General features: G+C 61.6%; 24 protein-coding genes and 3 tRNA genes. 11 read left to right on the top strand and 16 right to left on the bottom strand.

Annotation, left to right across the window (positions count from 1 at the left end; translation table 11 throughout):
- Window position 1: 1 nt before the first annotated feature.
- Both JNO50_RS15885 and JNO50_RS15880 read right to left on the bottom strand, forming a co-directional pair.
- Window positions 2-2011, bottom strand: a complete 2010-nt coding sequence (locus JNO50_RS15885; RefSeq protein ID WP_189529957.1) for a M13 family metallopeptidase — start codon at window positions 2009-2011, stop codon at window positions 2-4.
- A 114-nt stretch (window positions 2012-2125) separates the two neighbouring features.
- Window positions 2126-4141, bottom strand: coding sequence for a M13 family metallopeptidase (locus tag JNO50_RS15880; protein WP_229804387.1), 2016 nt, complete (start codon window positions 4139-4141; stop codon window positions 2126-2128).
- Window positions 4142-4436: 295 nt separating this feature from the next.
- Between JNO50_RS15880 and JNO50_RS15875 the strand changes: the two genes are divergently transcribed.
- The 4 genes from JNO50_RS15875 to JNO50_RS15860 all read left to right on the top strand — a co-directional run bounded on the left by JNO50_RS15875 (window position 4437) and on the right by JNO50_RS15860 (window position 5973).
- Complete coding sequence (locus JNO50_RS15875) at window positions 4437-5669, top strand: aspartate kinase (RefSeq protein ID WP_189529959.1); 1233 nt, start codon at window positions 4437-4439, stop codon at window positions 5667-5669.
- 49 nt (window positions 5670-5718) lie between these two features.
- A tRNA-Ser gene (locus JNO50_RS15870) sits at window positions 5719-5810 on the top strand.
- Window positions 5811-5818: 8 nt separating this feature from the next.
- A tRNA-Arg gene (locus tag JNO50_RS15865) sits at window positions 5819-5895 on the top strand.
- 3 nt (window positions 5896-5898) lie between these two features.
- Window positions 5899-5973 (top strand) — tRNA-Glu (locus JNO50_RS15860).
- A 103-nt stretch (window positions 5974-6076) separates the two neighbouring features.
- Here the strand turns inward: JNO50_RS15860 and JNO50_RS19080 are convergent.
- Window positions 6077-6331: a GNAT family N-acetyltransferase gene (locus tag JNO50_RS19080; RefSeq protein WP_229804391.1), complete on the bottom strand. Its 255-nt coding sequence runs from the start codon at window positions 6329-6331 to the stop codon at window positions 6077-6079.
- 259 nt (window positions 6332-6590) lie between these two features.
- Complete coding sequence (locus tag JNO50_RS15850; protein WP_189529961.1) at window positions 6591-8204, bottom strand: methyl-accepting chemotaxis protein; 1614 nt, start codon at window positions 8202-8204, stop codon at window positions 6591-6593.
- A gap of 138 nt (window positions 8205-8342) precedes the next feature.
- Between JNO50_RS15850 and JNO50_RS15845 the strand changes: the two genes are divergently transcribed.
- Window positions 8343-8609 carry a VF530 family protein gene (locus JNO50_RS15845; RefSeq protein WP_189529963.1) on the top strand — a complete coding sequence of 89 codons (267 nt, stop codon included), beginning with the start codon at window positions 8343-8345 and terminating at the stop codon, window positions 8607-8609.
- On the opposite strand, the gene JNO50_RS15840 is transcribed toward JNO50_RS15845, so the two are convergent.
- The 10 genes from JNO50_RS15840 to gpmI form a co-directional block, all read right to left on the bottom strand.
- Window positions 8606-9781 (bottom strand): GGDEF domain-containing protein, encoded by a 1176-nt coding sequence (locus tag JNO50_RS15840; RefSeq protein WP_189529965.1) that lies wholly within the window; start codon window positions 9779-9781, stop codon window positions 8606-8608. The genes JNO50_RS15845 and JNO50_RS15840 overlap by 4 nt on opposite strands.
- 49 nt (window positions 9782-9830) lie before the next feature.
- Window positions 9831-10580, bottom strand: coding sequence for a substrate-binding periplasmic protein (locus tag JNO50_RS15835; RefSeq protein ID WP_189529967.1), 750 nt, complete (start codon window positions 10578-10580; stop codon window positions 9831-9833).
- Between the two features lie 124 nt (window positions 10581-10704).
- A complete protein-coding gene (gene ettA / locus JNO50_RS15830; protein WP_189529969.1) occupies window positions 10705-12372 on the bottom strand; it encodes an energy-dependent translational throttle protein EttA in 1668 nt (555 codons plus the stop codon).
- A gap of 51 nt (window positions 12373-12423) precedes the next feature.
- Window positions 12424-12909 (bottom strand): DUF456 domain-containing protein, encoded by a 486-nt coding sequence (locus JNO50_RS15825; protein ID WP_189529971.1) that lies wholly within the window; start codon window positions 12907-12909, stop codon window positions 12424-12426.
- Window positions 12909-14966, bottom strand: coding sequence for a polyphosphate kinase 1 (ppk1, locus tag JNO50_RS15820; protein WP_189529973.1), 2058 nt, complete (start codon window positions 14964-14966; stop codon window positions 12909-12911). Before ppk1 ends, JNO50_RS15825 begins: the two co-directional genes overlap by 1 nt.
- A 65-nt stretch (window positions 14967-15031) precedes the next feature.
- Window positions 15032-15304, bottom strand: a complete 273-nt coding sequence (locus JNO50_RS15815) for an oxidative damage protection protein (protein WP_189529975.1) — start codon at window positions 15302-15304, stop codon at window positions 15032-15034.
- 95 nt (window positions 15305-15399) lie between these two features.
- Window positions 15400-16707, bottom strand: a complete 1308-nt coding sequence (gene argA / locus JNO50_RS15810; RefSeq protein WP_189529976.1) for an amino-acid N-acetyltransferase — start codon at window positions 16705-16707, stop codon at window positions 15400-15402.
- 73 nt (window positions 16708-16780) lie between these two features.
- A complete protein-coding gene (locus JNO50_RS15805; RefSeq protein ID WP_189529977.1) occupies window positions 16781-18226 on the bottom strand; it encodes a S41 family peptidase in 1446 nt (481 codons plus the stop codon).
- A 26-nt stretch (window positions 18227-18252) separates the two neighbouring features.
- Entirely contained in the window at window positions 18253-19563 is a 1311-nt protein-coding gene (locus JNO50_RS15800; protein WP_229804395.1) for a murein hydrolase activator EnvC family protein, read from the bottom strand.
- The gene (gene gpmI, locus JNO50_RS15795; protein WP_189529978.1) at window positions 19560-21080 is read right to left on the bottom strand and encodes a 2,3-bisphosphoglycerate-independent phosphoglycerate mutase; all 1521 of its coding nucleotides are present in this window, start codon (window positions 21078-21080) and stop codon (window positions 19560-19562) included. The genes JNO50_RS15800 and gpmI overlap by 4 nt, the downstream gene beginning before the upstream one ends.
- A gap of 80 nt (window positions 21081-21160) precedes the next feature.
- Here gpmI and JNO50_RS15790 point away from each other — a divergent pair, with 80 nt between their 5' ends.
- Window positions 21161-21481, top strand: a complete 321-nt coding sequence (locus tag JNO50_RS15790; RefSeq protein ID WP_189529979.1) for an ArsR/SmtB family transcription factor — start codon at window positions 21161-21163, stop codon at window positions 21479-21481.
- Between the two features lie 33 nt (window positions 21482-21514).
- On the opposite strand, the gene JNO50_RS15785 is transcribed toward JNO50_RS15790, so the two are convergent.
- Together JNO50_RS15785 and xseA are read right to left on the bottom strand one after the other, a co-directional pair.
- Entirely contained in the window at window positions 21515-21970 is a 456-nt protein-coding gene (locus JNO50_RS15785) for a DUF4442 domain-containing protein (RefSeq protein WP_189529981.1), read from the bottom strand.
- 72 nt (window positions 21971-22042) lie between these two features.
- Window positions 22043-23398, bottom strand: a complete 1356-nt coding sequence (gene xseA / locus JNO50_RS15780) for an exodeoxyribonuclease VII large subunit (RefSeq protein ID WP_189529984.1) — start codon at window positions 23396-23398, stop codon at window positions 22043-22045.
- A gap of 412 nt (window positions 23399-23810) precedes the next feature.
- Between xseA and JNO50_RS15775 the strand changes: the two genes are divergently transcribed.
- From JNO50_RS15775 to kdsB, 5 genes are read left to right on the top strand one after another with little or no spacing between them, the layout of a single operon-like run.
- Window positions 23811-24428 (top strand): MotA/TolQ/ExbB proton channel family protein, encoded by a 618-nt coding sequence (locus JNO50_RS15775; RefSeq protein ID WP_189529985.1) that lies wholly within the window; start codon window positions 23811-23813, stop codon window positions 24426-24428.
- Window positions 24429-24437: 9 nt separating this feature from the next.
- Complete coding sequence (locus tag JNO50_RS15770) at window positions 24438-24857, top strand: ExbD/TolR family protein (RefSeq protein ID WP_189529987.1); 420 nt, start codon at window positions 24438-24440, stop codon at window positions 24855-24857.
- Entirely contained in the window at window positions 24854-25861 is a 1008-nt protein-coding gene (lpxK, locus tag JNO50_RS15765; RefSeq protein ID WP_189529989.1) for a tetraacyldisaccharide 4'-kinase, read from the top strand. Before JNO50_RS15770 ends, lpxK begins: the two co-directional genes overlap by 4 nt.
- Window positions 25851-26033 carry a Trm112 family protein gene (locus JNO50_RS15760; protein WP_189529991.1) on the top strand — a complete coding sequence of 61 codons (183 nt, stop codon included), beginning with the start codon at window positions 25851-25853 and terminating at the stop codon, window positions 26031-26033. The genes lpxK and JNO50_RS15760 overlap by 11 nt, the downstream gene beginning before the upstream one ends.
- Complete coding sequence (gene kdsB, locus JNO50_RS15755; RefSeq protein WP_189529993.1) at window positions 26030-26815, top strand: 3-deoxy-manno-octulosonate cytidylyltransferase; 786 nt, start codon at window positions 26030-26032, stop codon at window positions 26813-26815. Before JNO50_RS15760 ends, kdsB begins: the two co-directional genes overlap by 4 nt.
- Window positions 26816-26817: the final 2 nt, after the last annotated feature.

Raw genomic sequence — 26817 nt, 5'->3', positions numbered from 1 at the left:
CTTACCAGACCTTGATCCGTTCGTTTTGCGGTTTGTACATCTTGTCGGTCGGCTTCAGGTCGAAGGCCTTGTGGAACGCATCGCTGTTGGACGAGGCGCCGATGGCGCGGAACTTGTCCGGCGAGTGCGGATCGGAGACGATCTGCGACAGCAGGCTCTCGTCGCGCGTCTTGGAGCGCCATACCTGGGCGAAGCCATAGAAGAATCGCTGTTCGCCGCTCATGCCGTCGATGACGGGGGCCTCCTTGCCATCCAGCGACAGGCGCCAGGCTTTGTAGGCGATCGACAGACCCGAATTGTCCGCGATGTTCTCGCCAAGCGTCAGCGCGCCGTTGACATGCTTGCCCGGCAGGGCCTCATAGGCGTTGTACTGCTCGACGAGCCGGGACGTCAGCGCCTTGAACTTCGCCTTGTCGTCCGCGGTCATCCAGTCTTTCAGATTGCCGTCGCCGTCGAACTGGCTGCCCATGTCATCGAAACCGTGGCTGATCTCATGACCGATCACCGCGCCGATGCCGCCGTAGTTCGCCGCGTCGTCCACCTTCATGTCGAAGAACGGCGCTTGCAAAATGGCGGCGGGGAAGACGATTTCGTTGACCGATGGGTTGTAGTAGGCGTTGACGGTCTGCGGCGTCATGTGCCATTCGGCGCGGTCGACCGGTTTGCCGATGCGGCGCAGCATTTCCTCGTGCTTGTACTCGCGAGCCCGTTTCACGTTACCGATCAGGTCGTCGGCGCGAATCGTCAGGCTGCCGTAGTCTTTCCACTTTTCCGGGTAGCCGATCTTCAACATGTATTTGGACAGCTTCAGGTGGGCGGCCTTACGGGTTTCCGGTCCCATCCAGGTCAACTCGTCGATACTTTGCGCGTAGGCCTTCATCAGGTTGGCGACCAACCCCTCCATGCGGACCTTGGCTTCGGGAGGGAAGTAGTCCTTCACATACAGTTTGCCGATGGCTTCGCCCAGGCTGCCTTCCACGGTTTTCACCGCGCGCTTCCAGCGCGGGCGCAATTTGCTGGTACCGGCCAGGGTCTTGCCGTAAAAATCGAAATTCGTGTCGACCAACTGTTTGTTCAGGAAAGGCGCGTAGGCATCCAGCGTGTGGACCGCCAGATAATCCTGCCAGACGTTCAGGGGCGTTTTCTCGACCAGGCCGGCGAGCCCGGTGAAGAAGCTGGGCTGCGCGACGCACAGCTCGTTGACGCCGGACGCGCCCGCGGCGCTCAGGAATGCCGCCCAGTCGATACCGGGAGCCAGTTTGGCCAGCGCTTCGACGGACATCTTGTTATAGGTTTTCTGGGGATCGCGGTTCTCGACGTTGCTCCATTGCAGGCGGGCCAGTTCCGTTTCCAGCTGGAACACGGCTTCGGCGCGACGGGCAGGCTGGTCGAAGCCGCCGATCCGGAACATCGATGTGAGGTAGGCGACGTAAGCCTTGCGCGCTTTCTCGAAGCGGGCGTCCTTTTCCAGATAATAGTCGCGGTCGGGCATGGCGATGCCGGACTGGTCGACTTCGGGCAGGTTGGCCAGGGAGTTCTTGGCGTCCGGGCCGACGTAGAACGTCACCGGGACGGTGACGACCGAACGTTGCAACTCACCGAAAAGCTTGATCAGCTCGGCTTTGTTCTTGAGCGCCGCGATGCGGGCGAGGTCGGGCTTGACGGGGGCGAGGGCCTTCTTCTCGGCGGCCGCCTCATTCATGAAGCTTTTGTAGAGATCGCCGATTTTCTGCGCTTCGCTGGAACGCCCCGGATTGGCTGCGGCGTTTTCGATGATTTTGCGGCTGCGCTCTTGGGAAAGGTCGTAGAGTTTCTTGAACGCGCCGGTGTAGGCTTCTTCGGGCGGCAGGACTTCCTTGCGGATCCATCCCCCGTTCACGGCGTCGTAAATGTCGTCTTGCGGGCGCACGCTGGTGTCGAATCCCGTCTTGTCGATACCCGACAACTCCTGCGCGGAGGCGTGCCAACTGAGCATCAGCGCGCTGACGAGAAGGGCTGCTTTGAATTTCATGTCGTTTTTTCCTTTGTAGAACCACCGGCGCCGGACATGCGCACGGTGGCCAAGGAGGAAATATATCTGTCATTTTGCCCGGCAGGCAATGCCCGCCGGCTCGCGGGCCGCGTCTTACCAGATGCGGATCCGCTCATTTTGCGGCTTGAACATGCGATCACCCGGATGGACATCGAATGCCTCATGGAAGGCTTCGCTGTTCATCGCCGCGCCGATGGGCCGGTAGTACGACGGTGAATGCGGATCCGAGACCAGCAGGGTGAGCTGGGCCGCATCGCGGATTTTGGCGCGCCAGATCTGGGTGAAGCCGATAAAGAAACGCTTGTCGCCGGAGAGGCCGTCTATGGTCGGCGAAGGCTTGCCGCCCAATGACAGGCGCCATGCCTTGTAGGCGATCTGCAATCCGGAAAGATCCGCGATGTTTTCACCGAGGGTCAATTTTCCGTTGATTTTCCGGCCCGGCACCGGTTCCACCGCGCCATACTGGGCAACCAGCTTCTCGCCCAGCGCATCGAAACGCTGGCGGTCTTCGGCGGTCCACCAGTCTTTCAGGTTGCCATCGCCGTCGAAGCGGCTGCCCTGATCGTCGAAGCCGTGGCTGATCTCATGCCCGATCACCGAACCGATGCCGCCGTAGTTGACCGCGTCGTCGGCCTCGACATTGAAGAACGGCGGCTGCAGGATGGCGGCGGGGAAGACGATTTCATTTTGCAGGGGGTTGTAGTAGGCGTTGACCGTTTGCGGGGTCATGAGCCATTCCTGCCGGTCGACGCTCTTGCCGATTTTGGCCATCATGCGCCGGTAGGCGTAGCCCTGACCCGCCTTGATGTTGCCGATCAGCTCGCCGGCCTCGATGTTCAGCGAGCTATAATCGCGCCATACCGACGGATAGCCGATCTTCACCGTGTATTTGGCGAGCTTGGCGCGCGCCATGGCCCGGGTCGCGGGCGTCATCCACTCGGCTGTGTCGATGCTCTCGCCGTAGGCCTTGATCAGATGATCGACCATCGCTTCCATGCGAGCCTTGTTGCGCGCCGGGAAATGCCGGGCGACATAGTGTTTGCCGATCGCCTCGCCAAGCACGGCATTGGCCAGTTTGACGGCGCGTTTCCAGCGCGGGCCTTCCTCCGCCTGACCCATCAGTGTTTTGCCGTAAAGCTGGAAGGCGGCATCGGCGAAAGCATGTGGAAGGTACGGCGCGTAAGCGTTAAGTTGCGCGGCGGCCAGATAGGTTTTCCAGGTCTCAAGGTCGATCGAATCGATTTCCTTGCCAAGCGCGGTGAAATACGAAGGTTGTTCGATGTTGACCTTGCCGGCGCCCGTCAGTCCGGCGCTGGCGAGATAGCGTTTCCAGTCGATCCCTCCTATGCGGGTGGCCAGGTCGGCCTGCTCGACGGGATTGTCGGTTTTCTTGGGATCCCGGTCGGCGACACGGTCCCACTGAATCTTCGCCAGGCGGGTCTCCAGATCCAGCACGCGGCCGGCCCGTTCGTCCGCTTTGTCATAGCCCGCCAGGCGGAGCAGCGTGGTCAGGTAAGCGCGGTAGGCGGCACGGGCGTTGACGAAGCGCGGGTCGTCCTGAAGGTAGTAGTCCCGGTCCGGTAGCGCCAGCCCGCTTTGCGAGAACGTCACAATATGGGACCGGGAGTCGTGCGGATCCGGCACCACCTGGAAGGTCAGGGGGCCGAGGTTGATTTCGCGGCGGGTGAGGGCGAAGTAATCGATGAGCGCGGATTTGTCGGCGATGGCGCTGATGCGGGCCAGATCACCGGCAAGGGGGGCCAATCCTGTTTTTTCAATGGCGGCTTCGTTCATGAAGCTTGCGTAAAGATCCCCGATCTTGCGCGCGTCCGCGCCTTTGAGTTTGCCCTGGCGCGCATCCTCCAGGATGAGGCGCGTGCGTTCGTCCGAGCGTTCCCGCAAAATAGCGAAGGCTCCCCAGCTGGATTTGTCAGCGGGGATTTCCGTTTTTTTCACCCAGTTCCCGTTGATGGCGTGAAACAGGTCGTCCTGGGCGCGTACCGAGCGGTCGAAGTTTTCAAATTCGATGCCCGAGAGCGGCGGAGCGGACCAGGCTTGTCCCGAGATGGTTATCAGTGCGGCCAGAACGGCGCGGCGCAGTATCATCATGTCGTTTCCTTTGTAGATGAAAGCCCGCTCTGAATGGGCGGGTCTTGGTGTATCCGTCAGCCGGATATCTTGCAGAGTATATGAACTAACCAGAGTTAATGCTTTAGGCATAACTCTGATTGGAGGACGGTCGTTGAGGAAAGTTCAATGGCATTATCCCTCGGCGATCTGGAATGGAAATGTCCTGACTGGCGGGCAATGCCCCCGGTGGGTCAACAACACGCTTGCATTTCTTGCATAGATAAGGCAAGAATCAAGCTCGACATTTCAACGACTTTTCAACACAGAACCCAGCATGGCACTCATCGTACAAAAGTACGGCGGGACGTCGGTCGGAACCACGGAGCGCATCAAGAACGTGGCCCGGCGTGTCGCCAAATGGAAGGGCCAGGGGCATGACGTAGTGGTGGTGGTTTCCGCGATGAGCGGCGAGACCAACCGGCTGATCGCCCTTGCCCAGGATATACAGGAATACCCCGACCCCCGCGAACTGGATGTGGTGATCTCCACCGGAGAGCAGGTCACCATCGGTCTGCTCGCCATGGCGCTCAAGGAAATCGGTGTGCCGGCGATCAGTTACTGTGGTTGGCAAGTCAGCATCACCACCGACACGGCGCATACCAAGGCGCGCATCGGCTCGATCGACGAAGAGCGCATGCGCGGGGACCTGAATGAAGGCCGGGTGGTGATTGTCGCGGGCTTCCAGGGCGTGGACGAGAACGGCGATATCACGACGCTGGGGCGTGGCGGATCCGATACCTCCGCCGTGGCGCTCGCCGCCGCGCTCAAGGCCGACGAATGCCAGATCTATACCGATGTGGACGGGGTGTACACGACTGACCCGCGCGTGGTTCCGGAAGCCCGCCGGCTCAAGACCATCACCTTCGAGGAAATGATCGAGATGGCGAGCCTCGGCTCCAAGGTGCTGCAGATCCGTTCCGTCGAGTTCGCCGGCAAATACCAGGTCCGTTTGCGTGTCCTGTCCAGTTTCGAGGAGGAGGGCGAGGGCACGCTGATTACGTTCGAGGAAGACGAAAACATGGAAAAGGCTGTAGTCGCGGGAATCGCGTTCGACCGCAACGAAGCGCGCATCAATGTGAAAGGCGTGCCGGACAAACCGGGCATCGCCTACCAGATTCTGGGCCCGGTGGCGGATGCCAATATCGAAGTCGACATGATCATCCAGAATTTCGGCGAGAACGGCGCGACCGACTTTTCGTTTACCGTGCCGCGCGGCGAATTCCAGCGCACCCTGACCATCCTGCGCGATGTGCAGACCCATATCGGCGCGGCCAAAATCGACGCGGATGACAGAGTGGTCAAAGTTTCGATCGTGGGTGTCGGAATGCGTTCCCATTGCGGGGTAGCGTCGACCATGTTCCGTACGCTTGCCGAAGAGGGCATCAATATCCAGATGATCTCCACTTCGGAAATCAAGGTCTCGGTGCTGATCGACGAGAAGTACCTGGAACTGGCGGTGCGCGTGCTGCACAAGGCATTCGGACTCGACGCCGTTTCGGTCGCCTGAAACGCTTGACAGGGGGCGCGACTGTCCTTAATATTGCGCTCTCTGAGACGGAGAAATGGCCGAGAGGTCGAAGGCACCGCCCTGCTAAGGCGGCATACGGGGTAACCTGTATCGAGGGTTCGAATCCCTCTTTCTCCGCCAGAAACAGCGCACCCGTAGCTCAGTTGGATAGAGTATCTGGCTACGAACCAGAGGGTCGGGCGTTCGAATCGCTCCGGGTGCGCCAGTTGTCCCCATAGTTTAGCGGTTAGAACACTGCCCTTTCACGGCGGCGGCCGGGGTTCGATTCCCCGTGGGGACGCCAGACACTCAGCCCTTGATGGATGCCATCAAGGGCTTTTTGTTGTCCGTGCCGCACCGCTCCTGGCCGCGGCTCTCCTTCCCGGAGTCCGCGTCTTCTTAATTTCTCATGCCAGTGCAAGGTCAAGAATTTCATCGCCCAAGTCATCGATGTGCCCGGTGGGTTTCCAGCCAAGATGCCGGCAGAACCCGTGAGAGCGGGCCGCGCAGCCCAGAAAGAGGCGCGTGAAGCCCGCTTGGCGGAAATCCTCGACCATGAGTCCGAGCAGGGTTTTGCCGGTCCCCTGTCCTTCGTATTCCGGCAGTAGGGCCAGGACGACGATTTCACCACTGCCGCTGTCGCCGAAACAATAACCGGCCATCCTGCCGTCCACGCAGCAGATATATCCGGGAAAGCTGCCATCTCCGATGTCCTCGCCCAGCTGTCCTCCGGGATGCCTAGTTCCCGCGGCATCGCTTCGGAAAAGGCGTTTTCCCGGGTTTCCCCCACGAATTTCGATGCATTTTGCCGCATCTTAAGTTATGTTAAAGACATGTATTTTGGTAATGACATGTTCCTTGCCGGCATGTAAAAAGCCGCTGCCAGGGCAGCGGCCGGAGCATCGGTTGGGGTGCGTCGACTCATAGCCTAAAACGCGAAACGGTTTGGTGCAAATCCTCGGCCAAATGACGTAAATGAGCCGAGGCGCTGACCGTGAAATCCACCGCGCTGCGGGTTTCGTCGACGATCCCGGCGACGCTTTCCACACTGCCGGCGATCTGGGTGCCGGCGATACTCTGTTCCGACATGGCGTGAGCCACGTTGTGGATCCGATCGAGCGTTTCACTGGCCTTGTCCGATATCTGGCCAAGCAGCTCGGCCGCGTGCCCCACTTCCCCGACCCCCTTGTCCACCATCGGCGAGAGTGTTCCGATGAGGGTGGCGACGGAGCCGGTTTCCGAGACCACGGTCTGAATGATGCCGGAGATCTCGTCGGTGGATTTGGACGTGCGCTCGGCCAGTTTTCTGACCTCGTCAGCCACCACGGCGAATCCGCGGCCGGTTTCGCCGGCGCGGGCCGCTTCGATGGCGGCGTTCAGCGCCAAGAGGTTGGTCTGGTCGGCGATATCGCGGATGGTGTCGACGATGCCGCCGATGGTGCGGGTCAGCTGGTTCAATTCATCGACATGCGCGCTGGCGGTGGTCATTTCGCCGGAGATCGAGCGAATATTGTCGACGGCGACGCGCACGGTCGAACTGCCTTCTTTCGCCAGGGCCGCCACGGCTTGCGAATCCTCTTCGGTGTGCCGGGCGCTGTCCCGTACCTGATCGATACTGACGGAGAGCTCCTCGATCGCGGCGGCGGCGGAAGACGTGGAGGAACTGGCGTTTTCCGAGGCGGCACCCAGTTTGTCCATGTGGCCGACCATGTCGGCGGCGGTCGCCGCCAGGTCGCGGGAGGATTGCTCGATATGTTCGATCATGCCGCGCAAACTGGTCTGCATGGTCTTGATGACGCCAAGCAGGCTGTGTTCACCGCCTTTGACCGGAAAGTCGCTCGACAGATCGCCAGACGCGATACGCTCGGCAACGCTGACCGCGAAGGCCGGTTCGCCACCGAGCGTGGCCAGAATGCCCCGCGACATGACAAATCCCAGTCCTCCGACGATACCGAGCAGAACCAGCGCGCCGACCAGCAGCAAGGTGGCGCTTTGCCAGAACGTTTCTGTAATGTCATGCAAATACACGCCGCTGCCGACCGTCCAGTTCCAGGCATCGAAACGCATGACACCATTGAGCTTCTGAACGCTTTCCGTGCTGCCCGGACGGGTGCTGGGCACTTCGACGAAGCCGATGCGGCCCTGGCCCAACGCCGCCTCGTAGGCTTCGACCACCGAGGTCTTGCCATCCGGCATCATGCCGCCATTCCCCTTTTTGCCGATCAGATCGGTTTTGGGGTGCACGACCATGACCTGGTCGCGATCACGGGCAAAAATATAGGTGTCCCCGTCGCGCAGCATGGCCAGGGCCGAACGGGCGGCGCTTTGCGCCTGTTCGCGAGTCATTTGCCCCTGGCGCTCTGCGGTGGCGTAGTGTTCGAGAACCGTGTTCGCCATGGTCAATTGAGTGCGTATGGCGTGCTGTTTTTCGTGAATCAGGGTCAACCGGATGTCGTAGAGGGCGATGCCGCCGATCAGCAGCGTGCCAAGGAAGCTGGTCAGGATGATTATCCATAACCGGGTCGAGAGTTTCATGAAAAGCCTTGCAGATTGGAATTACCGAAGGGCGATTGTGTCATTCCTTGTTCGTGCGTCTTCTGATGCGCGGCAAAAGATACGCAATCGCATCATGGCGCACGGTATAATCGCGCTTTATCGCGGACTCGGATTGTCATGACTTCATCTCAAGCCAATAACCCGACGCACGGCATCACGCTGGCGCGCATGCTCGACGAACTGTTGGCTGTGTATGGCTGGGAAGGCCTGGCGGCGAGGCTGGATGTTCGCTGTTTCCGGGTGGATCCATCGGTGAAGTCGAGTCTGGCGTTTCTGCGGCGCACGCCGTGGGCCAGGGAGCGGTTCGAAGCGCTGTACGTTGCCTGGAAAAGTCGTCCCGCGGACTCCCGTCCGCGACTTTTCCCCAAGCGTTCCGCCGACTAGGCTATCGCCGCCAGTTCCGCTCCGGGGCCGTGCACCACGGAACGGTTGCGGCCACCGCGCTTGGCGGTATAGAGCGCCCGGTCGGCAAGGTCGATCGCTTCGAGATGGCCTTCGCCCCGGAGTGGCCGGAACCCGGCGATTCCGATGCTTATGGTGTAACTGAGCGACTTTTCCCCATGAGAAAAACCTGTGGCCTCGACATCCTGTCGCAAGCGCTCCGCGATGACATAGGCCAGTTCCGTATCGGTGTCCCGCAGTAACACCACGAACTCTTCACCGCCAAAGCGCGCGGCGATATCGTGTTGGCGCAGTTTCTTGCGCAGTGTCGCGGCAAAATGTTTCAGGACGGCATCGCCGGAGATATGGCCGTAGGTATCGTTGATACGCTTGAAGTGATCGATATCGATCATGAGCACCGCATGGCTGTCCGAGGATCCATTCAGCCGCAGCCGCGCGACTTCCTCCTGGAAGCGCCGCCGGTTGAGCAACGAGGTCAGTACGTCGAAGCTGGCAAGATAGGTCAGCTTGCCGCGCAGCCGGATATGGTACAGGTGCAGCACCACGAACAGCAGCAAGCAGTCCAGAAAGAAAATAATGACCAGATTCCAGGCGAATGGTTGCCCCAGGTCGAGAGCCGAGTGAATTCCCTGGGGAACAGGGGTCATTGCCCGCCATGCATTGCCAAGAGCACCGCACATTGCCGTTATCGCGCCGCAAAGCGCCGTGATGCGGCTGCCCGCTTCTTTCAGGTGGATGAATTGCCAAGCGATCCCCAGATGCAACAGTCCTCCGGCGATTCCGCTGACCGCGACGCGTAAAGTGAACCATTCCGGCTCGCTGTATAGGCAATAAAACAGGAAATACGCGGTGTTGAATGCAGCCAGGATGCTCCAAGGCGGTCGTTTTCCCGCATACAGCGCCAGACCGGCGATCATCGCCTGATACGACGCGCAGATCATCAGGTTGCCGCCTCCCAGGGCCAGCCAGAGCGGCATGGTTTTTTGATGGCCGATCATCGCCCCGCCAACACCACTGAACAGCGGGCCGAGGCTGAACAGCAGCAATGACCGTTCCGCACGATCCCCGAACCAGCTGACGATCAACCCGATGGCGTAGACCAGGCTTGCCAGCACAAACATCAGGTAAACGGTCTTTAGGTCGATAATAAGCATTCGAATTATTTAAACGAAGGGTGACGGACACGCCCGTCCACTCCGGTTTTCAGGGGTAACGTTGTGAAATTGTCCGGTATATGCCTTTTTTGGCGATGGCGGCGAGCCCCCGGTTGAAGCGGTCACGAAGGGCCTTGTCGCGAAAGGCTATCCGGTAGGATACCTGATCGAACAACGGGTGCAGCGTGACGTCGGCAGGCTTCTCCAGCTTCTGCCGGATAAGTTGCCTGTCATAGTAATGGAAAATCCGCTTGTCCGCGATCACCACATCAACCGCTTCCCGGTAGAGCAGACGATTCTGGTCCATTTGATTGGACGGTTCAGAATAATTGGGATTGTTCGATGCCAGTGCGAGGTATTCGGCGCCGAAGTAGTGGCTGGCAAGCGGAAAACCGGCCACAGTGTAGGGCTTCATATCGGAAATGCTGTGGAGTGTGATGCCACGCCGCGCCAGGGTGATGGCGTAATCCTCGTACGTCACATACACCTCTGACAGTGCGGCATGGGGAGCCAGTGCCGCTGTCATCAACGCTACGCCGTCAACCTGCGAACTGCCCAACAGTACCGGCAAGCGTTTTTGGGGGTAAAACGAAGGTTTGAGCGCCAGGCCTTCTTCCTTCAGCGCGGCGCGCACGATCTCGAGCTCCAGCCCGGACTGGGTTTCTTCGATCACGTAAGGCGCCAGGGTCTCGCCGAAGGCGATGTGCACTGTATTATCGGCGCGCGAGAGGCTCGAGGCCACAAGCAGGAGCAAGCCGGCCTGCAAGGTCGCGCGCAGAAGTGCCGATATGAACCGCATGTTGCTTCTCATCGGATGTTTGCTACCAATCTACTTGTAGTCGGTCGCTTTTTCCATACGGGATAACACTTGCTCTAAAGAAAAACCGGCCATAAGGCCGGTTTTCGGGAGCGGGTGGTGTTGATCAACGGGTGATCGGCTTGTAGCGAATACGCTTCGGTTTCGCGCCTTCTTCGCCCAGCCGTTTCTTCTTGTCGGCTTCGTATTCCTGATAGTTGCCGTCGAAGAACACCCACTTAGAATCGCCTTCGCAGGCGAGGATATGAGTGGCGATCCGGTCAAGGAACCAGCGGTCGTGGCTGATCACCATCACCGAGCCCGCGAACTCCAGCAGCGCGTCTTCCAGCGCGCGCAGGGTTTCCACGTCGAGGTCGTTGGACGGTTCGTCAAGCAGCAGCACATTGCCGCCGGCGATCAGGGTCTTGGCCAGATGCAGGCGCCCGCGTTCCCCGCCGGAGAGGTTGCCGACGATCTTCTGCTGATCGGCGCCCTTGAAGTTGAAGCGGCCGATATAGGCGCGCGACGACGTTTCGTAACGGCCGACCGTCAGGATATCGTGCCCGCCGGAGATTTCCTCGAAAACGGTCTTTCCGCTTTCCAGAGCCCCACGGCTTTGATCGACATAGGCGGTCTTCACGGTCGAACCGATCAGCACCTCGCCGGTATCCGGCGCTTCCTGGCCGGCGATCATGCGGAACAGCGTGGATTTACCGGCGCCGTTCGGGCCGATAATGCCGACGATCGCGCCGGCCGGCACCTTGAACGACAAGTCGTCGATCAGCAGGCGGTCGCCGAACGCCTTGCTGACGTTCTTGAATTCGATGACTTCGTTGCCCAGGCGTTCGCCCACCGGAATGAAGATTTCCTGGGTTTCGTTGCGCTTCTGGTAATCCTGGCTGGACAGTTCCTCGAAGCGGGCGATACGGGCCTTGGATTTGGCCTGGCGTCCCTTGGGATTCTGGCGAACCCATTCAAGCTCTTTCTTGATGGCCTTCTGGCGGGCGGATTCGCTGCTCTCCTCCTGCTTGAGGCGGGCTTCCTTCTGATCGAGCCAGGAAGAATAGTTGCCTTTCCAGGGAATGCCGTGGCCGCGGTCCAGTTCGAGAATCCATTCGGCGGCATTGTCGAGGAAATAGCGGTCGTGGGTCACCGCGACCACGGTGCCGGGGAAGCGCACCAGGAATTGTTCCAGCCATTCCACCGATTCGGCGTCCAGGTGGTTGGTCGGTTCGTCCAGCAGCAGCATGTCCGGCTTGGACAGCAAGAGCTTGCACAGCGCGACACGGCGCTTTTCACCGCCGGACAGATGGCCGATGCGGGCATCCCAGGCCGGCAGCCGCAGCGCGTCGGCGGCGATTTCCATTTGCTGGTCGGCGCTGCCGTCGCTGGCGGCGAGAATCGCTTCGTATTTGGCCTGTTCGGCGGCCAGCGCATCGAAATCGGCATCCGGGTCGGCATAGGCCGCGTAGATCTCGTCGAGTTTTTTCTGCGCCGTCACGATGTCGCCGAGACCTTCCTCGACGGCTTCGCGTACCGTGTGTTCGGGGTTGAGTTCCGGCTCCTGGGGCAGATAGCCGATCTTGATGCCCGGCATCGGGATGGCTTCGCCCTCGATTTCCTTGTCGAGGCCGGCCATGATTTTCAGGACGGTCGATTTACCCGAACCGTTCAGGCCCAGCAGGCCGATCTTGGCGCCGGGGAAGAAGCTCAGGGAGATGTCCTTGATGATCTGCCGTTTGGGGGGAACCACCTTGCTGACTCGCAGCATGGAAAACACATATTGCTGTGACATTGAAGTATCCGTAAAGGCTACAAATAGATGGGATGAGGGGAGTTTACCAAATCACAGCAGAAGTGCCAGCGCAAAGGCGGCCAGCATGGCGAAGGCGCAACCGAGTTTCGCCACCGTGCCGGCCAGAAAACCGAGAAACGTGCCGATGCCGACGCGTCCGGCTTGCGGCAGAGTGCGCCGGGCGGCGAGCTCGCCGGCCACGGCGCCGATGACCGGACCGAGAATCACGCCGGCGATCCCGAAGAACAGCCCGACAAGGCTGCCGATGAACGCGCCGGCCAGCGCTTCGCGGCTCGCGCCGGTCTTTTTCGCGCCGAGCAGGCCGGCGACGAAATCGATCAGCATGCCCGCCGCGGTGAGCAACGCCAGAATGGCGATGGTCGGCGCGCCGACATGCGTGAAGCCATCGGCCCAGGCGGCAAGCACGAGTCCGCCGAGGATCAGCGGCAGCCCGGGCAGGGCGGGCACCAGGGTGCCCGCAAGGCCGACGAGAACCAGGACGGCGGAGAGCGCATACCACAGGTACTCAGCCTGCATCAGCGGGTGTACTCCTCGAGCAACAGCTGCTGGGCGCACTTCTCCTTGCCGCGCGAGGTGCGGCGGCGATAGAGGCCGTCGGCCTGCATGTCCCAGGTGTTCACGTTGTCCTCCAGATAGAGCCGCAGGCCTTCGCGGATCAGGCGCTTCTTGATGCGCGGATCGAGCACCGGCACGCAGGTTTCGATGCGGCGGAAGAAATTGCGGCCCATCCAGTCGGCGCTGGCGATGAACAGGTTTTCTTCACGGTTGTTGTAGAAATAGAAAACCCGCGGATGCTCCAGGAAGCGACCGACGATGGAACGCACGGTAATGTTTTCCGACAATCCCTCGACTCCGGGGCGCAGTGCGCAGACCCCGCGCACGATCAACTGGATCTTGACGCCGGCCTGACTCGCCCGGTAGAGCGCGCGGATCACCTGCGGCTCGAGCAGGGCGTTCATCTTGGCGATGATCTGGGCGGGGCGTCCTTCCGAGGCGTTCTCGATTTCCCGTTCGATCGCGCTCATGATCATGCCGTGCAGACTGAACGGACTCTGATAAAGCATTTTCAGTTTGCTCGCGCGGCCAAGTCCGGTCAGTTGCACGAAAATGTCGTTCACGTCGCTGGCGATATCCTCGTTGCAGGTCAACAGACCGAAGTCGGTGTAAAGCCGGGCGGTGCGCGGATGGTAGTTGCCGGTGCCAAGGTGCACGTAGCGGCGCAAGCCGTTTTCTTCACGACGCACCACCATCAGCATCTTGGCGTGCACCTTGTAACCATAGACACCGTACACCACATGCGCGCCGGCGTCTTCCAGGCGTGTCGCCCAACTGATGTTGGCCTCTTCGTCGAAGCGCGCCATCAGTTCCAGCACCACCGTCACCTGCTTGCCCGCGCGGGCCGCCGCGATCAGCGATTCCATCAACACCGAGTCGGTGCCGGTGCGGTAGACGGTCATCTTGATGGCGACCACCTGAGGGTCGCTGGCGGCCAGGTTCAGCAGGTCGATGACCGGCTGGAAGCTCTGATAGGGGTGATGCAGCAGAATATCGCCTTCGCTGATGGCCTGGAACAGGCCGACTTTCTTTTCCAGCACCGGCGGCAGCGTCGGAATGAACGGCGCGAACTTAAGGTCGGGCCGGTCCACGAGATCGGGCACCTGCATCAGCCGCACCAGATTGACCGGGCCGTCGACGCGGTAGACATCGCGCGGCAGGAGTCCGAACTGGGTGAGCAGGAAGTCTTCCATGTGCTGCGGGCAGGTGTCGGCGATTTCCAGCCGGACCGCGCTGCCGAACTGGCGCTGGCGCAGTTCGCCCTGCAAGGCCGTGCGCAGGTTCTTCAGGTCCTCGTCCTCGACGTTCAGCTCGCTGTCGCGGGTGACGCGGAACTGGTAGCAGCCTTTCACCGTCATGCCGAGGAACAGTTCGTGCATGTGGGAGTGCAGAATGGACGAGAGGAACACGAAGGTGTGGCGGTGGCCGCCGCACAGTTCGGGCGGCATGCGGATCACCCGCGGCAGGATGCGTGGCGCCTGAACGATCGCGATGCCCGATTCGCGTCCGAAGGCGTCGCGGCCATCCAGTTCGACAGCGAAGTTCAGACTCTTGTTGAGTACCTTGGGGAAGGGGTGGGACGGATCCAGACCGATCGGCGTGAGGATCGGCATCAGTTCGCGGAAAAAGAAGTTGCGCACCCACTCCTGCTGGACGTCATCCCATTCGGTGCGGCGCAGGAACAGGATGTTTTCCTGGCGCAGCGCGGGGAACAGCGTGTCCCGCATCACGGCATACTGTTCGCGGATCAGCTCGCGCGCGGCATCCGACACCAGATTCAGGGCTTCGCCCGGCGTGCTGCCGTCGGGCAGGATGCGGTCGGGTGTGTGCTCGGCCGCCTCCTTGAGCCAGGCGACCCGGACTTCGAAAAACTCGTCCAGGTTGGAGGAGACGATGCAGAGGAACTTGAGGCGTTCAAGCAGGGGCAGGCGGGTATCCTCCGCCTGGGCCAGAACACGGCGGTTGAACTCGATCAGGCCGAGCTCCCGGTTGAGCATCAAATCTTGGTGAAGTGACATAGTGCGGCGAACCAATCCCGATAAATGACAAAGCCCTCATGGTGAGGGCTTTATATGATAAGACATTATTCGGCAGGCGGGGTGTAGCCTGCGGGTGTTTCGGCGCCCTGTCCGAAGAAATACGCTTCCATCTGGTGCGCCAGATACTGGCGGGCCCGCTGGTCGGCAAGGCTCAGGCGGTTTTCGTTGATCAGCATGGTCTGGTAACGCAACCAGCCTTGCCAGGCTTCTTTCGAGACATTGTCAAAGACGCGCTTGCCAAGTTCGCCGGGCAGCGGCGGAAAATCCATGCCTTCGGCTTCGCGGCCGAGTTTTACACAGTGTACGGTTCGGGCCATTTCTATTCCTGATTGCCTAGATTTGCAATGCCGTGATTGTGGCACAAGCCCGGAAAGCTTCCAACCCTGTCGCCGCGGGGGGAATCGGCGCGGCCTTACAGATTCTTGACGAAAACCTTGGATCGCCGCTGGTAGTTGTACAACTGCTGGCGCGACAGTGGAAGCCGGCTCGGATCGGTTTCCACGAATCCGCGTTCGACGAACCAGTGGGCGGTCTGGGTGGTCAGGACGAACAGCGAAGTGAGTCCCCGGGTTCGGACCTGGTATTCGACATGTTTGAGCAGGGCTTCACCGAATCCCGCGTCACGGTGTTCCGGGGAGACGGCGAGGCAGGCGAGCTCGGCGGTGTCGGCGTCGGGAAACGCGTGCATCGCGACGCAACCATAGGTGCGCTTGTCGTGCTCGAGCACTGAATAGTTGCCGATCTCCATTTCCAGAAGTTCGCGGCTGCGCTTGACGAGAATGCCTTGCTCTTCGAGCGGGCGGATCAGGCCGAGAATGTCGCCGATGTCGTCGATGGTCGCGGTGCGCACTTTCACCAGCGGATCGCGGGCCACCATCGTGCCATTGCCGCCGCGGGTGAACAGTTCGGCGAGCAGGGCGCCATCCTCCTTGCTGCTGACCAGGTGGGCGCGCGACACGCCTTCGCGAGTGGCCCGTATCGCGTAAGGCAGATAAAGGGTGATGTCGTCGGGCAGGTTGCCGGCCTCGTGCAGGTCCTCGGCCTGTTGCGCGGTCAGGGTGCTCAGCAGCTTGTCCTCGAAGGAAATGATGCCCCGGCCGTCCACCAGAAAGATCAGTTTTTCCGCCTTGAGCGCGATCGCCGCATGGGTGGCGACTTCCTCCATGGTCAGGTTGAAGGCCTCTCCGGTTGGCGAGTAGCCGATCGGCGAGAGCAGCACGAGGTCGCCCGCCGCCAGCCGTTCGGTGATGGCCGGAATGTCGATGCGCCGGACTTGTCCGGTGTACTGCATGTCCATGCCCTCGATCACGCCAAGAGGCTGGGCCGTCAGCATGTTCCCGCCCGAAATTCTCAGGTGGGAGCCGTGCATCGGCGAGTTGGGCATGCCCATCGACAGGGTGGCTTCGATGTCCAGGCGAGCGAGTCCGACGGCCTGCTTGACGATGTCGAGCGTCGGCAGGTCGGTGATGCGTTTCTGGCGGTGGAACTGGCGCTCGACGCCTTGCTTGTTCAGCAAGGAGTCGATCTGCGGCCGGATACCGTGGACAAGGACGATGCGCACGCCGAGCGTGGTCAGCAGGTTGATGTCCTGCGCGAGTCCGGGAAAATGCCCTTCGGCCACGGTTTCGCCACTGACCGCCAGCACGAAGGTCTTGCCGCGGAATGCGTTGATATAGGGGGCGGCTTCCCGGAAGGAAAGCACGAATTCACGTGTCAGCATGCCGGCCTCGGAAACAGACCGCCCGGTGGGGCCGGGCGGTCGGAACATGGGAATCCGGGCGGACCGGTAAAACTCAGTTCGCCTTTTTCAGCATCAGCTGCTGGACCTTCAGCGTGGTGATGGCCTGGGACAGCTGATAGTCGTTCTTCGGATTGGGAATCGCGCCGCTTTGCGGATCGTCGTCCGGCGTCGCCTTGCTTCCGTTGCCGGCCGGAGCCGGTACCGAAGCTGGAGCTGGAGCCGGCGGCGCGACCTTCTTGGCCGGACGTGGTTCCGTCTTGTCCTCGCCGTTCGGGTTGGACAGATGGTGCTCCAGATCGGCCTCGCGGATGCGCAGCGCCTGCTCGCCGGTCGTCAGCACGCCATTTTCCACCACCACGTCGGGGGTGATGCCTTTGGCCTGGATCGAGTGTCCGGACGGCGTGAAATAGCGCGCCGTGGTCAGCTTGATCCCCCCCGCGGTACCGAGCGGCAGAATGGACTGCACCGAGCCCTTGCCGAATGTCTGGGTACCGAGAATCAGCGCGCGCTTGTTGTCCTGCAGGGCGCCGGCGACGATTTCGGAGGCTGAGGCCGATCCGCTGTTGACCAGCACCACGAGCGGTACCTTGCGCACCTCGGGCGGCAGCTTAGCCAGCGGATCCGGCTGGTTCGGGGCGCTGTAGTTGCCGGCGTTGGCGAACAGCTTCATTTTCGAATCCGCCGCGCGACCTTCCGTGTAGACCACCAGGGTATCCTTGGGCAGGAAGGCCGCGGAAACGCCCACCGCGCCGGTCAGCACGCCGCCAGGATTGCCGCGCAGATCGAGCACCAGGCCTTTGAGCGGCGCCTTGTTCTGGCGGTACAGCGAGGTGATCGCCGCGGCCATGTTGGCGGTGGTCGGATCCATGAACTGGCTGATGCGGACATAGCCGTAGCCGGGTTCGACCAGTCCGGACTTGACGCTGCGGTAACGGATGATGGCCCGGGTTATGGTCACCACCAGCGGTTTGGCTTCGTTCTTGCGCAGCAGGGTCAGGGTGACTTTGGTGCCGGGTTTGCCCTTCATGCGCTTGACCGCGTCGTTGGGCGTCAATCCGCGCACCGGTGTGTCGTCGATCTTGACGATCAGGTCGCCGCTTTTCACGCCGGCTCGGTAAGCGGGGGTGTCGTCGATCGGCGAAATCACCTTGATTAGCCCGTCCTCGGCGCCGATTTCGATGCCCAGACCGCCGAATTCACCCTGGGTGGTTTCGCGCAGTTCCTTGAACGAGTCCGCGTCCATGTAGTCGGAGTGCGGATCCAGCCCGGTGATCATGCCCTTGATGGCGTCATTGATCAGCTTCTTGTCGTTGACCGGTTCGACGTAATCCTGCTTGATGCGTCCGAACACTTCGGCGAACGTCCTCAGTTCATTCAGAGGCAGGGGGGCGAGCGGGGCTTCCTTGTCGGCGAAGGCCTGGATGCTGACGGTCAGCGCTCCGCCTGCCAGCGCGCTGGCCACAATCAGGGCCAGATTCTTGATGCGTGGACGGCTCATGTTGTTCAGTTTTCTCCGAATGTCGCCTACTGGCGTGCCCAGGTCAGCGGGTTCACCGGCCGGCCCAGGTAACGAATTTCAAAGTACAGGCCGGAATCGCCATTGTCCAGTTTGCCGGTGCTGCCCAGGGAATCCTGGGCTTTCACCGTATCGCCGACCGAACGGCCGATATTGCCAAGTCCGGTGTAAACGGACATATAGTTGCCGCCATGGTCTACGATAACCGCATTACCGAATCCCCTCAAGGCATCCGCGTAGACCACCCGGCCCGCCGCCACGGCGTGAACGGGCTGGCCAGGCGTGGTCTTGATGAAAATCCCTTTCCATGTGGTGCCTTCGCTGCGCGCCGTACCGAAGCGACCGGTGATTTCACCCGCCACGGGCAGTTTGAGGGCGCCTTGCTGGCCACGGAAGGCGCGGGCGTCCGCGCTGTCGTCCGCGGCGATGGGTTTTTCCACCGGGACGCTCTGGCGTGCTTCGCTCGGAACCGGTTTGCCCGCCTTGCGTGCGTTGTCGGCCAGCTTGCGCCGCCGCTCGTTTTCCTTGCGGGCCGCTTCGATGCGCGCCTTGCGGGCGGCCGCTTCCTGGGCCTTGCGTTTCTGGATTTCGCGGTTGATCTGGGCGATCAGGCCCGTCAGGCGCTTTTCATCCTCCTTGAGCCGCACAAGCTTGTCCTGGCGGCTCTGGATGTCGCTCGCCAGTTTCGTGACGGTGCTTTCCTTGTCGGCCTTGTCTTCCAGCAAGCGGCTCTTTTCGGTGGTTTTGCGGTTGGCCAGATGATCGAGCCGAGCCAGCTCTTCCTCGAGTTTGGCCGAGAGGGCTTCCAAGTCCCTCTGGTGCATGTTCAGATCGCCGATCAGTTGCTGGCGCGCTTCGACGATGTGCCGGTAGTACACCATGTCGCGCGAGGTCTGATTGGGGTCGGCGGCATTGAGCATCAGCTTCATCGCGTCGTGGTTGCCGTTGCGGTACTGCTTGGACAGCATGCGCACGACCTGCTGGCGGGTGACGGCGATTGACTGTCGGGTTCGGTCGATTTCGGCGCGCAGCGAAGACAGTTCGGCCGACGATGTCGTTTTGCGGCCTTCGAGCGCCTTGAGCGCCTGGCTTGTCCGGCTGATGGCCTGCTCCGATTCCTTTATCGCGGATTGCGCTTCCTTGCGCACCGCTTCCTTCTGTGCGATGTCCTTTTGCAGGGAATCGATTTCCTTGCGCACCGAACGCAGGTCCTGCTGGTGCGGGGCGACATTCAGGTCGGAGGCGGCCTTGCCGGCGGTGGCGGCGCAGGCCGCCACCGGAAAAAGACACGCCACAGTCAGGAGGGTCGGGAGTTTCACGTGAAGTCGATCAGCGAATGTCCGGTCATTTCGGAAGGTTGTTCGAGGCCCATCAGCGCCAGCAGCGACGGCGCGATATCGCGCAGCGCGCCGCCGTCACGGATGCGCGCGGGGCGGCCGACATACAGGAACGGCACGCGGTTGAGGGTGTGCTGGGTATGGGGCTGGTGGTTCACGACGTCCTGCATCATTTCGCAGTTGCCATGATCGGCGGTGAGGATCACTTCGCCTCCGGACGCTAGCATGGCGTCGACAACGCGGCCGACGCAGGCGTCGAGCGCCTCGACGGCCTTGACGGCCGCGTCGAAGCGTCCCGAGTGTCCCACCATGTCGCCGTTGGCGTAGTTGCAGACGATGAGGTCGAACCGGTCCGAGGCGATGGCCTCGACGATCCGGTCGGTCACTTCGGGCGCGCTCATCTCGGGCTGCAGGTCATAAGTGGCGACTTTGGGGGAGGGCACGAGAATGCGCTCCTCGCCGGGGTAGGGCGTTTCCTCCCCGCCGCTGAAAAAGTAGGTGACGTGCGGATACTTCTCGGTTTCCGCGATTCTCAGTTGGGTCAGGCCCAGCGATGCCAGATACTCGCCGATGCCGTTGCGGATTTTCTGGGGGGCGTAGGCCACCGGCAAGGTGTATTCCTCGCCGTAAGACGTCAGTGTCGCGAAAAAGCCGAAAGCCGGTTGGCGCAGCGCGAAACCGTCGAACCCCGGTCGCGTCAGCGCGGTGGTCAGTTGTCGTGCGCGATCGGCGCGGAAGTTCATGAAGACAACCGCATCGCCATCCCGCATCGGAACCGGCGCGCCGATCAGCGTCGGTTTGACGAACTCGTCGTTCTCGTCGCGCGCGTACGCGGCTTCGAGGGCTTCGGCGGCACTGGCCGCACGGTATTCGGCTTCGCCGTCGACCAGCAGATGGGCGGCGGGCGCCACGCGCTCCCATCGTTTGTCGCGGTCCATCGCGTAATAGCGTCCGCTAAGCGTGACAAGACGGGCATTCGGGCATTCGGCCAGTACCGCGTCGAGACGTTCGAGATAGAGGGCCGCGCTTCTGGGGGGCGTGTCGCGCCCGTCGAGGAAGGCGTGCACGAGAATGCGTTCGACGCCGCCGGCCTGGGCCGCGCGGATCAACGCGTGAATGTGGTTCTCATGGCTGTGGACGCCGCCGTCGGACAGCAGTCCGAGCACATGCAGCGCATTGCCGCGCGCGCGGTCGATCGCCTCGCGGATAACCGGATTGTCGGTGAATCGGCCGTTTTCCAGGTCGAGGTCGATGCGGCTGATGTCCTGGCTGACCACGCGTCCTGCGCCGATGTTGAGGTGACCGACTTCGGAGTTGCCGAATTGCCCGCCGGGCAGGCCGACGAAACCTTCGGACGCCTCGATGGTGCCGAAGGCGTGACGGGCGAACAGGCGATCCAGATTGGGTTTTTTGGCGTGGAGAATCGCGTTGTCCTCCCCTTCTGTCCGGTAACCGAACCCGTCCAGGATCAACAGTAGCGCCTTTGTCGGTTTCTTCATCGTATTTGCAATCAGAATATTAGAAATTCTTGATAATAAATAGGGGAGACGATACTATTGTACCCTAAAGACACATAATAATGACTAGCTTTAGGAGTGACGCTTTGCTGTTCAATGAGGAGCAGATCGAGCAGACCTCGCGGGCGATGAAGGCGATGTCGCACCCACTGCGACTGAAGATCATTTCCGTACTGGGCGAGCAGGAAGTCAGCGTCCAGGATATCGTGGAAAAAGTGGGTACGTCACAGAGTAACATCTCCCAACATCTGGCGATCATGCGAGATAAAGGAGTATTGCGAACCCGGAAAGACGCCAACCGCGTGTTCTACCGGGTCGGGGATCTTCGCACCCTCGAAGTTCTCCGAATGATGCGCGAAGTCTTTTGTGGTTTCGGCGAGTAGCTGCCAGAACCATCGGGACCATGAAGGCCGCTGTCAGCGGCCTTTCTTCTTCCTGACGTACAGTGTCTTGGTCACCCGGGCCACCACATCTCCTTCCGCGTCTTTCACCTCGACGGCCAATTGCGGCAGACATTTATCGCCACCGGCTGTTTGGGCTCGGATTGTCGCAAGAAGTTCCTCGTCGAGCGAAAAATCCGCGGTGACCGTGCCGCGGCCCGGTTTCATGTAATCGATACACCCCTCCTTGTCCCAGACAATGTAATCGCGTCCGAGCCGGTTCATCAGCATCAGCATGAAGAACGGGTCGGTCATTGCGTAGAGACTGCCGCCGAAGTGAACACCGACATAGTTGCGGTTGGTGAGCCCCAGCCTCAGGGCGACTCGGATATGGCCCCAATCCGGCGCGATGCGTTTGACGCGGATGCCTGCGCCCAGGAAAGGGGGCCAGAGATTGATGACGGTTTTGACCAAACGGGGAGAGACGGGCATGGCATGCTTTCAAACGGTCGTTTGAAAGCATCATCCACAAAAAGTTGATCCATGTCAAAGGATGGGCGGGGGTCAGAAAGGCAAGTCCGCCTGCGTGCCGCTCGGATGACGCACCACGGCCTCCGTGCCGCCTTCGGCAAGACGCAAAGTGACCGTCTCTCCGTCCGCCAGTTCCGCCGGGGCGCGAATCGCGCGCCCCACCGCGTTTTCCACGATGGCGTAGCCGCGCGATAGCACGGCATGAGGGTCCATGGCCCCCAGCATTCCGTCCAGTCGGGCCAGATGACGGCTCTTGTCGGCCAGCGCGCTTTGCATGGCGTGCTCCAGCGCGGCGCGCGCCGCCTGCACGCGCCGTGCGGGTATGGCGAGTCCGGGCTCGCAGCCGAGCAGCCTGGTTTTCGCCATGTCGAGGGACCATTGCTTGCGCCGGATGTTTTCCCGTCCGAGCCTTGCAAGGTTCGCGCGCGCGGTTCGCAGCCGTTCTTGCTGTTGCCTGAGCCGTTCGCCCGGGTGGCTCAGTCGGCGCGCCAGGAAATCCAGATGCTGCGATTTGTCGGTCAACTGGCGCGCCAGGGCCCGGTACAGGTGCCGGCGCGCCTGCTCCAGCTGGGCGGCCAGCTGTGCTTTGTCGGGAGATACAAGCTCCGCCGCAGCCGTCGGGGTCGGCGCGCGCCGGTCCGCAACGAAGTCGGCGATGGTGACATCGGTTTCATGTCCGACGCCGGTGACGACGGGAATGACCGAGTCGGCGATGGCCCAGGCGACACATTCTTCATTGAAGGCCCACAGATCCTCGATGCTGCCGCCGCCGCGGCAGACGATCAGCACGTCGGTTTCGGCGCGCTCCGACGCGAGCCGGATGGCCGCTGCGACCTGTTGCGCGGCGCCTTCGCCCTGCACCGGGGTGGGGTAGAGAATCACGGGGATGGACGGCATCCGCCGACGCAAGGTGGTGATCACGTCGCGCAGAGCGGCGGCGGCCGGTGAAGTCACCACGCCGATGGCGCGAGGATGCGCCGGTAGCGGGCGTTTGGCCGCGCTGTCGAACAATCCCTGTTCGGCCAGTCTGGCCTTGAGTTGTTCGAAAGCTTCGTACAAGCGGCCGAGTCCCGCCTGGCGCATGGTATCGACCGTGATTTGATAGTCGCCGCGCGCCTCGTAAAGGGTGACCGTACCGCGCAACTCAAGCTGCATGCCTTCGGCCGGGCGGAACCCAGCCTGGGAAAGTCGGTGGCGGAACATGACGCAGCGGATCTGGGCGCCGCCGTCCTTCAGGGAAAAATAAGCGTGGCCGGATGCGGCCAAGGTCAGGTTGGAAACCTCGCCGCTGATCCATGTCGGCGGCAAGCCGCCTTCCAGAAGCTGGCGTGCCATCCGGTTCAGCGTCGCGACGCTGATGACATCATCACGGGATGCATCGAATAGCATGGTTGTCAAGTCATCCACAGTCTGGGGCCGGATTCTGTTATCGGATCGATTGTCCGACAATTTCCGGCGGCATTACAGTAGCGATAAGCGCGAAACTCAATAAAATCAATGGTTTGCGAGTTTTGCCCATTCGGAGGTCAATGCCAGCGCGAGCTTGGCGGGACGGGCTTGGCAACCGGATATCCGGAAGTTGCCCACAGAGTTGTCCACAGTTTTTGTGGATGGCCCGTCATTTCCTTTGTAAATCATGGCTTAGCGGGATTTTCCTTACAATCGGCAACAAGACGTCACCGGGGACAATCCTCAACCATATCATGAAACGCGCCGTCGGAAGAGCCTCGCGGCAGGCCGTGCTTGCCCGCTTCGCAACGAAAAGCTAAAGTCAGGCCTTTATTCTTCGGGGAGTTCTCGCGTGTGGTCGATCATTGAAGCCGCCGGCTGGCCCATCTGGACCATCATCGCCGCCTCGGTCATTTCGCTGGCCATCATTCTCGAACGCTTTTTTTCATTGCGCGCCTCGCGGGTCGCTCCTGCCGGACTGCTGCAGGAAACACTGGATGCGTGGCGCAAGCAGGGAGGGGACGACCCGTTCATCCGTTCGCTTGGCGGGCATTCCCCGCTGGGCCGGGTGCTGGCGGCCGGTCTGCGCAACGCGGCCCGCTCGCGCGACATCATGAAAGAAGCCATCGAGGATGAGGGCCGTGTTGTCGGTCACGAGCTCGAGCGTTTCCTCAACCCGCTTGGCACCGTGGCGGCCATGGCGCCGCTCCTGGGGCTGCTTGGCACCGTGGTCGGCATGATCGAGCTGTTCGGCGCCCAGACGCCGACTGGCGGTAACCCGCACCAGTTGGCCCACGGCATTTCCGTCGCTCTCTACAACACCGCCTTTGGTTTGATCGTCGCCATTCCCAGCATGATTTTCTATCGCCATTTCCGTTCCCGTGTCGATAGCCTGCTGATCGAGATGGAAGCCCAGGCCGTCAAACTCGTGGAAGTGGTGCATGGACAGCGCGATGCGTCGCAAGGCTAGGAGGCGCGCATGAATTTTCGACGCGGCAGGGTACGGGATGAGCCCGAGATCAATTTCATTCCCCTGATCGATGTTCTGCTGGTCATTCTGATCTTTCTCATGGTGACCACGTCTTACTCGCGTTTTTCAGAGCTGGAAGTGAACCTGCCCGCCGCCGCGGGCAAGGCCAGCGAGGCGCGTCCCAGGGAGATCATTGTCGAAGTCGCGCGCGACGGGCGTGTCAAGGTGGCTGGTGCGGCCATGCCGGCCGGCGATACCGGGTCGTTGACCTCCGCCCTGAAAACCGCCGCGCAGGGCAAGAGCGATGCGGTGGTGACCATCGACGCCGATGCCGGCGCGACTCACCAGTCCGTGGTGTCGGTCATGGAGGCGGCTCGCAACGCCGGCCTGAGCCAGCTGACCTTCGCCACGAGGACGCCGCAGCAGTGAGCCGGATCGAGCGCCACTGGTACGCTCCGTCGCCCTGGATGTCGATTCTTCTGGCTCCGCTGGAAAGCCTGTTCGCCGTCGTGGGCGGACTGAGGCGCGCCGCATTCCGGCGCGGATGGCTCAAGAGTTCGCACCCGGGCGTGCCGGTGGTCATTATCGGCAACATCAACGTCGGCGGGGTCGGCAAGACACCGCTTACCCTGTCTTTGATCGAAAGCTTGCGGCGCATGGGTATCCGTGCCGGAGTCGTCAGCCGGGGATATGGCGGCGCACATCGGGAGCCGACCGAAGTGACGGCGCAAACGCCCGCGTCTCTGGTGGGCGATGAGCCGCTCTTGCTGGCGGCTTCGCAAGCCCCCGTTGTGGTGGGGCGCGACAGGGTCGCGGCGGCGCGATGGCTCCTCGCCCGGCATCCGGATATCGATGTGATTCTCAGCGACGACGGTTTGCAGCATTACCGATTGCGGCGCGATCTGGAAATCGTCGTGATGGACGGCCGGCGCGGGACTGGCAATGGCCGGTTGCTGCCCAACGGCCCCTTGCGCGAGCCGCTGAGCCGTCTTGCGACGGTGGACGCGCTGGTGATCAATGGCCCGTCCGAAGGTTTGTCCGGTTTGCCGGACTGCGCGGAGCGGTTCGCCATGCGTCTGGCCGCCGGTGAATGCTACCTGGCGGCCGATCCGTCCATATGCCGAGGCGCGGCGTCGTTCGCCGGCCAGAAGGTCGTGGCGCTGGCCGGCATCGGCCATCCCGAACGGTTTTTCGCGACGGCAAGGGAGCAGGGCTTCGTCCTCGCCCGAACCATCGCGTTTCCCGATCACCATCCCTTCGGTCCGGGCGATATCCCGGATGATGCGGATGCGGTGCTGGTGACCGCGAAGGACGCCGTGAAGTTGCGCCACCTCAATCATGCTAGACTATGGGTGCTGCCGGTTCGGGCCGTTATCGAGCCCGACCTGGCCGCCTGGATAACGACTCGACTCAGACTACGACATGGACGCTAAATTTCTGGAAATCCTGGTGTGCCCCCTGTGCAAAGGTCCGCTGGTATACAGCAAGGAAAAGCAGGAGTTGATCTGCAAGCCGGACCGACTGGCCTATCCGATCCGCGACGGCATCCCCGTCATGCTGGAGAGCGATGCGCGCGAGCTGCCCGCCGAGGAAGAGGTGGAATGATCCCTTTCGTTGTGGTGATCCCGGCGCGCATGGCGTCAAGCCGTTTGCCGGGCAAGCCGCTTGCGGATATCGCCGGTAAACCGATGGTGGTGCGGGTTGCCGAGCGTGCGCGCAGAAGTTCGGCAACGCGTGTGGTGGTCGCGACCGACCACACGGCGGTGGCGGCGGCTTGCGAAGCCGATGGCATCGATGTGGTGATGACCCGCGCGGATCATCCGAGCGGCACGGACCGCCTCGCCGAGGTGGTCGGCTTGCTGTCGTTGCCCGACGACGCCCTGATCGTCAACGTTCAGGGGGACGAGCCGCTGATCGACCCCGCGCTGATCGACCGCCTGGCCGCCGTGATGGCAGGGTGCGACGCCCCGATGGCCACGCTCGCGCATCCTGTGCATGATGCGGGAGACTTTCTGAATCCCAACGTGGTCAAGGTCGTACTTGACCGGAACGACCGGGCGCTGTATTTCAGCCGCGCGCCGATTCCCTGGCCGCGCGACGCGTTCGCCGGCTCCGCTCGGACCATGCCCGATGGCATGCCGGTGCTGCGTCATATCGGCATGTACGCTTACCGCGCGTCGTTCCTCAATACCTATACGCGTCTTGCCCCCTCACCCCTGGAAAACATTGAAGCACTGGAACAGCTGCGCGTTCTGTGGCACGGTCATGACATAGTCGTGGCCCGTGTCGAGAAGGCTCCGCCGGCAGGGGTGGATACCCCTGAGGATCTGGCGCGTGTGGTCCGGGCTTTCAGGGACGAGACCGACCCCGATAACAACTCGATCTAGGG

The organism is Paludibacterium paludis, from assembly GCF_018802605.1.
Taxonomy (GTDB): Bacteria; Pseudomonadota; Gammaproteobacteria; order Burkholderiales; family Chromobacteriaceae; genus Paludibacterium; species Paludibacterium paludis.
The sequence above is the reverse complement of the archived record's forward strand: the minus strand, read 5'-3'. Positions and strand labels throughout refer to the sequence as shown.

Coding starts and splice junctions, on each gene's coding strand:
- JNO50_RS15760 (WP_189529991.1), top strand. CDS start 25,851: ATGGACGCTAAATTTCTGGAAATCCTGGTGTGCCCCCTGTGCAAAGGT.
- gpmI (WP_189529978.1), bottom strand. CDS start 21,080: ATGAAGAAACCGACAAAGGCGCTACTGTTGATCCTGGACGGGTTCGGT.
- JNO50_RS15785 (WP_189529981.1), bottom strand. CDS start 21,970: ATGCCCGTCTCTCCCCGTTTGGTCAAAACCGTCATCAATCTCTGGCCC.
- JNO50_RS15850 (WP_189529961.1), bottom strand. CDS start 8,204: ATGAAACTCTCGACCCGGTTATGGATAATCATCCTGACCAGCTTCCTT.
- JNO50_RS15840 (WP_189529965.1), bottom strand. CDS start 9,781: ATGCTTATTATCGACCTAAAGACCGTTTACCTGATGTTTGTGCTGGCA.
- xseA (WP_189529984.1), bottom strand. CDS start 23,398: ATGCTATTCGATGCATCCCGTGATGATGTCATCAGCGTCGCGACGCTG.
- JNO50_RS15805 (WP_189529977.1), bottom strand. CDS start 18,226: ATGAGCCGTCCACGCATCAAGAATCTGGCCCTGATTGTGGCCAGCGCG.
- JNO50_RS15885 (WP_189529957.1), bottom strand. CDS start 2,011: ATGAAATTCAAAGCAGCCCTTCTCGTCAGCGCGCTGATGCTCAGTTGG.
- JNO50_RS15790 (WP_189529979.1), top strand. CDS start 21,161: ATGACTAGCTTTAGGAGTGACGCTTTGCTGTTCAATGAGGAGCAGATC.
- argA (WP_189529976.1), bottom strand. CDS start 16,707: ATGCTGACACGTGAATTCGTGCTTTCCTTCCGGGAAGCCGCCCCCTAT.
- JNO50_RS15770 (WP_189529987.1), top strand. CDS start 24,438: ATGAATTTTCGACGCGGCAGGGTACGGGATGAGCCCGAGATCAATTTC.
- ppk1 (WP_189529973.1), bottom strand. CDS start 14,966: ATGTCACTTCACCAAGATTTGATGCTCAACCGGGAGCTCGGCCTGATC.
- JNO50_RS15880 (WP_229804387.1), bottom strand. CDS start 4,141: ATGATGATACTGCGCCGCGCCGTTCTGGCCGCACTGATAACCATCTCG.
- JNO50_RS15825 (WP_189529971.1), bottom strand. CDS start 12,909: ATGCAGGCTGAGTACCTGTGGTATGCGCTCTCCGCCGTCCTGGTTCTC.
- JNO50_RS15875 (WP_189529959.1), top strand. CDS start 4,437: ATGGCACTCATCGTACAAAAGTACGGCGGGACGTCGGTCGGAACCACG.
- JNO50_RS15835 (WP_189529967.1), bottom strand. CDS start 10,580: ATGCGGTTCATATCGGCACTTCTGCGCGCGACCTTGCAGGCCGGCTTG.
- JNO50_RS15815 (WP_189529975.1), bottom strand. CDS start 15,304: ATGGCCCGAACCGTACACTGTGTAAAACTCGGCCGCGAAGCCGAAGGC.
- JNO50_RS15845 (WP_189529963.1), top strand. CDS start 8,343: ATGACTTCATCTCAAGCCAATAACCCGACGCACGGCATCACGCTGGCG.
- JNO50_RS19080 (WP_229804391.1), bottom strand. CDS start 6,331: ATGGCCGGTTATTGTTTCGGCGACAGCGGCAGTGGTGAAATCGTCGTC.
- ettA (WP_189529969.1), bottom strand. CDS start 12,372: ATGTCACAGCAATATGTGTTTTCCATGCTGCGAGTCAGCAAGGTGGTT.
- kdsB (WP_189529993.1), top strand. CDS start 26,030: ATGATCCCTTTCGTTGTGGTGATCCCGGCGCGCATGGCGTCAAGCCGT.